Genomic DNA, 10,658 nt, shown 5'->3' on the forward strand with positions numbered 1-10,658 from the left:
TTGTCTTTTTAAGTTCCATCAAGACTGGGTGAATCGACTCGATGGTTTCGATCGAGCTTTCGCGCGTGCACTTATTAAGAGGGCAGGGGCGTCAGGAGCATGTCAGCGATAGTCCAAGAGCGGGAGCATTTGGCCGGATCACGACAGGTCGTGGCTACGCCCGGCCAACGGCGTCTGTGGTTCCTGGATCAATTAGAGCCGGGCCAGTTATTCCACCACACGTTGTCGGCGTTCCGCCTCCACGGCACGCTGGATGCGGACACTTTGGAAGCCGGGCTTGCGGCGATCCGCTCTCGACATGAAGTTTTGCGTACGCATTTCATTGTGGTAGATGGTGAGCCGCTGCAGGCCATCGAAGACGAGTCCGATTGGCGCATCTTGCGCGGCACGGTCGCCGACGAAGCTGAGCTGAGAGCACGGATTGACGAGGCTGTACAGAAGCCATTCGACCTCATGCAAGGCCCGCTCATGCGAGCGCATCTATGGCGAGTGGGTGACGCGGCTACGGATCACGTGTTGCTGCTCAATGCACACCACACTATCGCCGACGACGGGTCGATGGGACTGCTGCTGCGTGAATTGGAGCGCGAATACGCGGCGCGCTTGGCGGGCGTCGATGCAGCGATACCGGCGCCGACCCTACAATACGCCGACTACACGCTACAGCAGTGCGACTGGTTGCAACGCGGTGCTACGCAGCACTTGGCGTACTGGACGAGGCATTTGCAAGGAGCGCCGGAGCGGTTGGATTTGCCGACCGATAACGCACGGTCGGCGATACAGCGCCACGAAGGCGGCGCGGCGCCCTTCGACCTTGGTCCGCAACTGAGCGCCCAATTGCGTGCGCTGAGTCTGCACCAAGGCTGCAGCCTTTACGCGATGCTACTGACCGGCCTATCGATCGTGCTGGGCCGTTATAGCGGTCAGTGCGACGTACTGGTAGGCAGTCCCATCGCCAATCGCGATCGCCGTGAGTTGAGCGAGGCGTTGGGCCCGTTCGCCAACACGCTGGTGATGCGCGCACGACTGTATGGTCGCGTCGGCGACGTGCTGCTGGCGATAGACGAACAGGCAAGGCGTGCGCACGAACATCGGGACGTGCCGTTTGAGGCGCTGGTGCAGACTCTGCAGCCGGAGCATGCATTAAGCCGCAATCCGTTGGTGCAGGTAATGTTTGCCCTCGACGACAGCCCGCGGCCATCGCTGTCGCTCGAATCATTGTCGATTACCGAACTTGTGTGTGCATCCACCATTGCCCATTTCGACCTGAGCGTCGTCGTAATTGACGGGGTTCAAACGCTGGGCGGCGAATGGGAATACGACTGCGCGCTTTGGCAGGTGCAGACGGTGCAGCGTATGCAGGCACACTGGCGTCAGGTGCTGGAGGCGATGGTGGGGGCCGGTGGCTTGGCACACGATGTATGGGAGGTTGCGCTGCTGAGCGAGGCCGAGCGCGAGCAACTGCTCAACGAATGGAATGCAACCTCCTGTTCCTACGAACGCACGCAGAATGTCGTGTCGCTATTCGCGGCGCAGGTGCAACGGCACGGAGACCGGATAGCGCTGGGCTATGAAGGCGACGTGCTCACTTATGCAGGGCTGGATCGCCAATCGAATCGACTTGCGCGTCATCTGCGCCGGCAAGGCGTGATTCGGGGAACTATTGTCGGCCTGGCGCTGGAGCGCTCGCTCGATCTGGTGGTGGCGTTGCTCGCGATTCTGAAGGCCGGTGCTGCGTATCTGCCGCTTGATCCGTCGTATCCCATCGAACGCTTGCGCCATATGTTGGAAGATGCCGGCGCATCGGTGCTTGTCGGCCGCCGCGCTGAAGCACAGGCGCTGGAGCTGGACGACCGCGCGGCGATTTGGCTGGATGACGCGACGGTGGCGGCAGCGATTGCGCAGGAACAGGATGAACCCCTGGCGCCGATTCATGGCGGCGGCGACCTTGCTTACATCATCTATACTTCTGGTTCTACCGGGCAGCCAAAAGGTGTGGGCATTGCGCACGCCAACTTGATGAGTTCCACCGCTGCGCGGCTCTCTTATTACGTTGAGCAGAATGATCCTGAGCAGCCGCCATTTCAGTTTCTGTTGATTTCATCGGTTGCGTTCGACAGCTCCGTGGCCGGCATCTTCGGTACGCTCTGTGGTGGCGGTTCGCTTCACCTGATTTCCGGCCAGGGCAGCCGCGAACCATTGCGGATCGCCAATGTGATCAAGGCGCACGGCATTACGCATACGCTTGCGGTCCCGTCGCTGTACGAAGCCATCCTGAGAGTAGGGGCACCGAGCAAGCTGTCGTCGCTGCGCTGCGTTGTCGTGGCTGGCGAATCCTGTCCCAAAACCTTGCTTGCGTTGCATCGTGGCCACCTTCCTCATGCGGTCTTGCATAACGAGTATGGCCCTACAGAAGGAACGGTGTGGAGCACGGTGGGAAAAGATACGCATCTGATCGGTCGTCCGGTCGGCAATGTCAGTATTTATATCCTCGATTCGCATATGTCGCCGGTGCCGCCTTTGGTGACGGGGGAGCTTTATATCGGCGGTGATGGCGTTTCCGCGCTGGGGTACCTCAACAAACCGGATATCACGGCAAGCGTCTTCGTTCCTGATCCGTTTGACAGTTCGCCGGGACGCCGGCTCTATCGGACCGGCGACATGGCGTTCTATCGCCCGGATGGCGCCATCGAATTCGTGGGGCGAAAGGATGGTCAGGTCAAGTTGAACGGTGTGCGTATCGAGCTGGACGAAATCAGGGCGCACCTCAATTCGTTCCCGGAAATACGTGACAGCGTGGTGCTGGTAGGCGAGGAAGACGATAGGCGCAAGCTGCTTGTCGCCTACTACGTTTCCCGTCGTCCCGTCGACAGGCAGACGCTGGTGGACTTGCTCAAGTCCAGACTGCTGCCTTCTTCGATTCCGCATCTTTTTGCGCATTTGTCCAAGTTTCCCTTGACGCTTACCGGCAAGCTCAATGTGAAGGCGTTGCCTTCGATCAGCGACGTCAGGAAGAGCATGGCAGCGGTCAAAGTGCCTGCGGAAACGGAGGCGCAAGCCAGTCTTTGCCGGATCTGGTTCGATGTGACCGGGGTCGAGCAGATCGGCATTACCGATAATTTCTTCGAGCTTGGCGGCCATTCCATGATGGCCATCCAGATGCTTTCGCGCATCGCGCAGGAGTACCGGGTCGAAGTGCCGTTGCGCTGGTTCTACGAGAACCCGACCGTCAAGGCATTGGCGCAGTTTATCGATGGCGCCACCACGCACGTGCCTGATATCCAGTCAATGCGGATTGTCCCGGTATCGCGAGAACGGGACCTGCCGCTTTCTTACGCTCAGCGGCGGATGTGGTTCCTGGAACAGCTGGCGCCTGGGCGGGGGATCTACAACGTAACGTATCCCTTTCAGCTGCTCGGCCAGTTGCATGTCGAGGCGTTGGAGCGCGCGCTATCGACCTTGATCCGCCGGCACGAGATCTTGCGCACGCGGTTTCCGGATATCGAGGGGCGACCGGTCCAGGTGGTCGATACGTTCGATCAGGCCTGGCGCATGGAATCCGTCCAGGCCACGTCCGATCTGGCGATCGATGCACTGGTCGAGGCCGCGGCAGCGCAAGCTTTCAATCTCGCCGATGGTCCGGCGTTTAGGGTATCGCTGGCCGCGCGTTCGGAGCGCCGCCATATCCTGATCATCAGCATGCATCATATCGTCATCGATGGATGGTCGATGGAGCTGCTGTTCCGGGAGCTTGCGCAAGCCTATCGCGCATATTGCAACGACACGGTGCCAGCCCTTGGCGAGGTCCATCTCCAATACGCCGATTACGCCCATTGGGAACAGTCGACCGCCGACTTTCAGGGCAATCTCGGTTATTGGAAGACCAAGCTGGCGGGAGCTCCCGCCATTCTGGCGATGCCCATGCACCGGCCGCGTCTGGCCGAGCAAAGTCACCGTGGCGGTTCGGAAGCATTTGCCTTCGACAGCGAGCTGACCTATCGCCTGCGCAGCCTGACCACGGCGGTGGGTTGCAGCATGTACATGACGCTTCTTGCCCTTTTTCAGCTGTTGCTTTCCCACTATAGCCGGCGCTCCGACATCCTTGTCGGTAGTCCAGTTGCAAACAGGAACAAGCCGGAGCTGGAAGGGGTTCTCGGATTTTTCGTCAATATGCTGGTGATGCGGACCGGTGTGAACGGAAGCTCGAGTGGCCGACAATTGCTCGAACAAGTGCGTCAGGTGGTGTTGGAAGCCTACGAACACCAGGACATGCCGCTGGAGATGCTGGTCGAGGCGATCTGCCCGCAGCGCTCGCTGGATCATCACCCGGTATTTCAGAATGTTCTTTCGTTCCATCGGGCGAACTGGGAAGTGCTCGATCTGGATGGCCTTGAGGTCAGGGCGATTCCCAAGACCTGGGCAACCTCCAAGTTCGATCTATTGCTGGAGGTATGGGACGACGACAGTACTTTGAGCTGCGCATTTGAGTACAACGCAGATCTATACGGCAGCGATGATGTCCGACACATGGCGCGGGAGTTCGAGCGCCTGGCGCGAGACCTTGTGGATGATCCATCCCGCCCTGTCGACGAACTCGGTTCGCGCGGGCAAGCGCCCGCTGCGCGTGTCGGCGACAAACTTTCCCAGTTACTTGGCGACAATTTCGATATCGGATCCGGATAAGACTGCATTCATTTTTTGAAGTTGGTGTACTTCGTTGAATCACTTTTGCTCGTTCATCGTCAACGGCCTTAGCCGCTGATTCAGCCTCCGATTCGAGGCGGGCGACAAATTCGTTTGGGGACCAGTTCATGGAAGCGAAGAATCAGCTGGATTGCATTTCTATTGGCTACAACGACGTGCCTTTCGAGGATTACGTCGATCTGCTCAGGAACTTTGGCGCCGACTCGCCAGCCTTCCGCGATTTGAAGTTCAGCTTTATCGAGATCGATGGTCGCCCGTATAACTACGTGGGACTGTTGAATCACCTTGCTGGCGAGGGGCCAGCGAGCGACAACGAAAACCTATTCGAATCGGGCGATCTGCCCAATCTTGCCGCGGTCTACCTGACCCACTATCTCCGCACCCGCGGCTTGAATGCCGATTACATCAATCTGTTCCAGCGAGAAAAGAATCGCCTGCGCGAAATGCTAGAGCAAGATCCGATAAGCGTGGCAATTACCACGACTTTCTACGTGATGAACTTGCCCGTCACCGAGATGGTTCAATACATCCGCGGCGTCAATAGTGCGGTGAAAATCATTGTCGGCGGCCCGCTTATCGCCAATCACGTGCGCAACCTGGCCGGTCAGGACCTCTATGCTGCGCTCAAGGACATCGGTGCGGACTACTACATCATCGACTCCCAGGGTGAAGCGACCCTTGCGCAGCTCGTCGCCTGCCTCAAGCGGGGCGATGAGCCGCTGACGGTTCCGAACATGGCTTATCTCGGCAACGGCGAAGTGGTCAGGAATATGAGCCTGCCCGAATCCAATTCGCTGGAGGAAAACTTTATCGACTGGCGTGTTTTCGCCGATAAAGATGTTGGGCATACGGTACAGTTGCGGACGGCACGCAGTTGCGCCTTCAAGTGCTCCTTCTGTAACTATCCGACCCGTGCCGGCGAGCTCACGCTCGCCGGACTGGATACGCTCGAGCAGGAGCTTGATTCGATCTACGAGCTCGGCTCGGTGAGGAACATCGTCTTTATCGATGACACCTTCAATGTGCCGTTGCCTCGCTTTAAGAAAATCTGCCGGTTGATGATCCAGAAGAAGTACAAATTCAACTGGTATTCCTATTTCCGTTGCAGCAATTCCGATCAAGAGGCGTTCGACCTGATGGCCGAAAGCGGTTGCCGCGGAGTGTTCCTCGGTATCGAATCGGGCTCGCCGCAGATTCTTACCAATATGTCCAAGCACGCGACGATCGAAAAGTACGAAAAAGGCATCCGTTCGCTGCGTGAGCACAATATCCTGAGTTTCGCGTCCTTTATCGTCGGGTTTCCCGGTGAGACGGAGCAAACCATCGACGAGACCATTAACTTTCTGCAGCAAACGCGTCCGGATTTCTATCGCGCCCAGAATTGGTATTGTGAGCCAGGTACGCCCATTCACAAGCAGCGCGATATATACGGGATCGAAGGCAGTGGCTTCGAGTGGTCGCACAACACGATGACCAGCCTGGAGGCGATGGACCATATCGATCGTATTTTCCTCACCGTTCGCGATTCGCTGTGGTTGCCGCAATGGTCCTTCGACTTCTGGTTTATTCCGTATTTCATGGGTCTAGGCATCTCGGTCGAGGATTTCAAGACGTTCGTGGCGAATGCTTACAGTCTTCTCGCCCTGGACGTCGCGTATGTTCCTGACGACGAAAAGCGCCGCTTGCAGCAATCCCATGTTGGCCAGATGCGCAAGCTGGTGAGGAGCTGGCTGCCGCTGACGCCGCGCAGGCTGCCAAGTGTCGAGGCCGTTATGCCCAGGTCGATTGCCATGCCCATTCAAATACCTGTGGGACGAGTCGCACTGCAGATATGACACACCTGCGAGTGGCGGTTTATCGCAGCCGGCAGGGCGGGGCGTTTGGATACAAACCGAGGTAATTGAAAATGAGCGTGCGGGCGACCCCGACGATGGCGGCAGGGGATCAGGCTGGATACTGGCATCGGAAACTCGAGGGGGCGGCCCCTCCTTGCGGTATACCCCAGGATTATCCGTTGGGCATGGCGGCAACGCAGGGTGCGCGGCGCGAGCATTCGCTGGTGTTTGCCGGCGAGGCAAGCGAGCGCATTGTCAGGTTTTGCCGCGGCAATGATGGCCTGATCTTCTGCTGCTTCATTGCGGCATTGAAGATCTGCCTTTCCAGGTACGCCAGGACCGATGACGTCATCATCGGCGCCCGTCTCCAGTTGGATAAAGAAGAGAGTGGCCTCCCGCTGGTCCTGCCGTTGCGCGATGTGCTTACGCGCGAGATGGATTGCAAGAGCTTTTTGCAGGCGGTCAGAACCAGTCTGGCGGAGGCTTATCAATTTGGCCATGTCGAGCATCCGGATGCGGTGGCCGCCATGGCGAGGTTCGGCAACGACGGATCGGCTTACGGTGCGCTGGTCAGCTTCGGTCGCATGGACGCGGCAAGCGCTGCGATATCGCCGCCGGCTGGCGTGACGTTTGCATTCGACCGAACGGGCGAGTACCTGTCGATCGACATCGGCTACGATCCTGCGTACTTTGCCCCAGCCACGGTTGCTGTTGCCGGGGAACACCTGCAATGCGTGATATCCGCCTTGGTGGCGAATCCGGACGCCCTGCTGGCTGAGATCAGGCTGCATGACGCCGCGGGCGATGCACGTCTGAAAGCGCTGTCATCGGGTCGCGCCGGCGCGCACGCGGCGTCAGCGGCCGCGCACCGGATGTTCGAAGGCGTGTGCCGCGATATGGGGCACTTGTGCGCCATCAAGGACGGGGAGGGTGAATGGTCGTATATCGAAATCGACGAGCAGTCGAACCGGCTCGCCGCGTATTTACGTGCTTCCGGACTGGCTCGCGGAAGCAGGATCGCCATTTTGCAAGAGCATTCGGCAACCCTGGTAATTTCGATGCTCGCCATCATGAAAGCGGGCTATACGCTCGTGCCCTTGGATCCTTCGCATTTCGCGCGAAGAAACCGGTTCGTCGTGGAAGACTCGAAAGCAGCGCTGATACTTGCTTCGCCAGGGCACATGGACGTATTTGCCGATATGGCGGTGAATATCGTCGCGATCGATGATGCTTTGCTTGCTGCTACCGCGCATCGGAATGAGTCAGTCTTCGACGGCGCCGCCGAAGACGGCATTGCTTATGTCATCTATACCTCCGGCTCGACGGGCAATCCGAAGGGTGTCGAAATAGGGCATGCGTCGCTAGCCAATTATCTTGATTGGGCTCGCGAGGCGTATGAGTGCTCGGGGGAGCATCGGCAGTCGTTTCCGCTCTACTCCTCCATCGCGTTCGATTTGACGCTGACTTCGGTGTTTCTTCCGCTGGTGACGGGTGGCCGAATCGTCGTTTATCCCGGCGCCCGTCCTTCCGATGCGCTCGAAGCCATCCTGAAGGCAGACGAAGTCGATGTGATCAAGCTCACGCCAAGCCACTTCTCGCTGGTGGAGCGGTCCCGCCATAGCGCTGCGCGCGTGCGGGTCTTTATCGTCGGTGGCGAGGCCTTGATGCCCGGCGTGGCCGGTGCCGTCGCGGAGCGCTATCCGTCATGCACGATCGCCAACGAATACGGCCCGACTGAGGCCACGGTGGGCTGCATGTATCACGCCTTTTCACCTATCGATGCGTTTCGCGGCTCCGTTCCGATCGGTACTCCCGCCAACCATACCCAGGTGTACGTGCTTGACGAAGCGATGGAATTGGCGCCCGAACTGGTCGAAGGCGAAGTGTTCATCGGAGGGCGCGGTGTTGCGCAGGGCTACCTTGAGCGGCCCGATCTGACGGCCGAGCGCTTTATACCCGATCCCTTTTCGCCGCAGGCCGGAATGCGGCTTTATCGAACCGGCGATCGCGCGCGTTACCTGGCGGACGGCGCGCTCGAATTTCTGGGCCGCAAGGACGGCCAGGCGAAGATCCATGGATACCGGATCGAACTCAACGAGATAAGGATCGCGCTGAATGCCCATCCCGGCGTGCGGGATTGTTTTATCAAGATATTCGACGATGAGGCGCGCGGCCCATCGATCGTCGCCTATTACGTCGCCAGAAAAGAAGTGCCGACGAACGAGTTGCGGCAGTTTCTCGGCGAGCGGGTATTCGCCGCCGTGGTGCCCAACCATTTCGTGAATCTGCCGCGATTGCCGCTCACGCTGAACGGCAAGGTCAACCCCGACGCGCTGCCTTCGCTGGATACGATAAAAGTTGCTGTTTCTGAAACTGTCAAAGGCCAGGTACGTACGCCGGTGGAAGAGATCCTGGCCGGCATTTGGTGCCAGGTGCTGTGCATCGAACGCGTCGGGCCGATGGATCACTTCTTCGAGTTGGGCGGCCATTCGCTGCTGGCGACCCAGGTGATGGCGCGGGTGCGCGACAGCTTGGGAGTTACCTTGCCGGTGCGGGTACTGTTCGAGCATGCGCAGCTGGAACGGCTGGCCGAAGCGATCGAGCGGCAGCGGGCCAGCGGCGCGATGGAAGCGATGCCGATTGCGCGAAGCGAGCACGGCGAAAGGGTCGCGGTATCTTACGGCCAGCAACGTCTGTGGTTCCTGGATCAGTTGGCACCGAATCAGGCGCTCTACAACATGCCGTCGGTGTTTCGCCTGCGCGGCACGCTGGATGCCGACGCGCTGGAAGCGAGCCTGCTGGCGATTCGTGCGCGTCACGATGTATTGCGTACGCATTTTGTCGACGTGGACGGCGAGCCCTTGCAAGTGGTCATGCCGGAAACCGACTGGCGCCTGGTACGCGAGACGATCACCGACGAAGCCAGGTTGAAAGCATGCATGGATGCGGAGGCAGAGCGCCCCTTCGATTTGTCGCAAGGCCCGTTGATGCGCGCCCACCTATGGCGCGTGAGCGATACGGAGCATGTGCTGGTACTCAACCTGCACCACAGCATCTGCGATGGCTGGTCGTTCGGCCTGTTGTTCCGTGAGCTGGACCAGGAGTACAGCGCACGCATGGCGGGTGTCGGGGCAGCGATTGCGGCGCCGGCTTTGCAATATGCCGACTACGCAGCGTGGCAGCGCGATTGTCTGCAAGGCGAGGCCTTGCAACAGCAACTGGCGTATTGGACGAATGCACTGGCGGGTGCTCCCGAGCGGCTGGAACTGCCCACTGATCTGCCTCGCCCCACGGTACAACGTTACGAAGGGCGTTTGGCGGCGTTCGATTTAGGTCCGCAGCTGAGCACACAGTTGCGCGCGCTGAGCCGCCGTCAAGGCTGCAGCCTGTACATGACGCTGTTGACCGGCCTGTCGATCGTGCTGGGCCGCTACAGCGGCCAGCGCGATGTGCTGGTGGGCAGCCCCATCGCCAATCGCCAGCGCCGCGAGCTGGAAGGGGTGATGGGTTTTTTCGTCAACACTCTGGTGATGCGCGCACGGCTGGAAGGCTGTATCGGCGAGATGCTGCACGCCGTACGCGAACAGACGCTAAGCGCTTATGAACATCAGGACATGCCGTTCGAGATGCTGGTGCAAGCGTTACGGCCAGAACGCTCGCCAAGCCATAACTCGCTAGTGCAGGTGATGTTTGCCTTCGACGATCGGCCTTGGCAAAACCTCACGCTTTCATCCTTGTCCATTACACCGCTCTCTTTCACATCCACCACCGCCAAGTTCGACTTAAGCGTGTTCGTGACCGAGAACACGCAGACGCTAAGCGGGGAATGGGAATACGACCAGGCGCTGTGGCAAGTTGAGACCGTGCGGCAGATGCAGGCGCACTGGCGCCAGGTGCTCGAGGCCATGGTGTCGGCCGATGGCTTGGCGCGCGAGGTGTGGGAGCTCGACCTGCTGGGCGAGCAAGAGCGAGAGCAAATGCTCACCGCCTGGAACGCGACCGCCCGCCCGTACGAGCGCACGTCATCGATCGCCGCGCTGTTCGCGCAACAGGTGCAACGTCATGGTGATCGCATCGCGGTGGAGTTCGAAGCGGACACGCTGACGTATACGGAGCTGG

At 59.4% G+C, this 10,658-nt stretch carries 3 protein-coding genes; all 3 read left to right on the forward strand.

The window, feature by feature from the left end; genetic code table 11:
* Positions 1 to 99: 99 nt before the first annotated feature.
* Positions 100 to 4,683 (forward strand): non-ribosomal peptide synthetase, encoded by a 4,584-nt coding sequence (locus VME63_RS17450; protein ID WP_325434678.1) that lies wholly within the window; start codon positions 100 to 102, stop codon positions 4,681 to 4,683.
* Positions 4,684 to 4,811: 128 nt separating this feature from the next.
* Positions 4,812 to 6,539: a PhpK family radical SAM P-methyltransferase gene (locus VME63_RS17455; protein WP_325434680.1), complete on the forward strand. Its 1,728-nt coding sequence runs from the start codon at positions 4,812 to 4,814 to the stop codon at positions 6,537 to 6,539.
* Between the two features lie 185 nt (positions 6,540 to 6,724).
* The coding region (locus VME63_RS17460) for an amino acid adenylation domain-containing protein (protein ID WP_325434682.1) at positions 6,725 to 10,658 on the forward strand (3,934 nt) is incomplete at its 3' end.

Source organism: Dyella sp. (genome assembly GCF_035503745.1).
In the GTDB taxonomy this organism is placed as follows: domain Bacteria; phylum Pseudomonadota; class Gammaproteobacteria; order Xanthomonadales; family Rhodanobacteraceae; genus Dyella_B.

What these genes read in the sequence shown, in the direction of transcription:
- VME63_RS17450 (WP_325434678.1), top strand. Translation starts at nt 100, where the DNA reads ATGTCAGCGATAGTCCAAGAGCGGGAGCATTTGGCCGGATCACGACAG.
- VME63_RS17455 (WP_325434680.1), top strand. Translation starts at nt 4,812, where the DNA reads ATGGAAGCGAAGAATCAGCTGGATTGCATTTCTATTGGCTACAACGAC.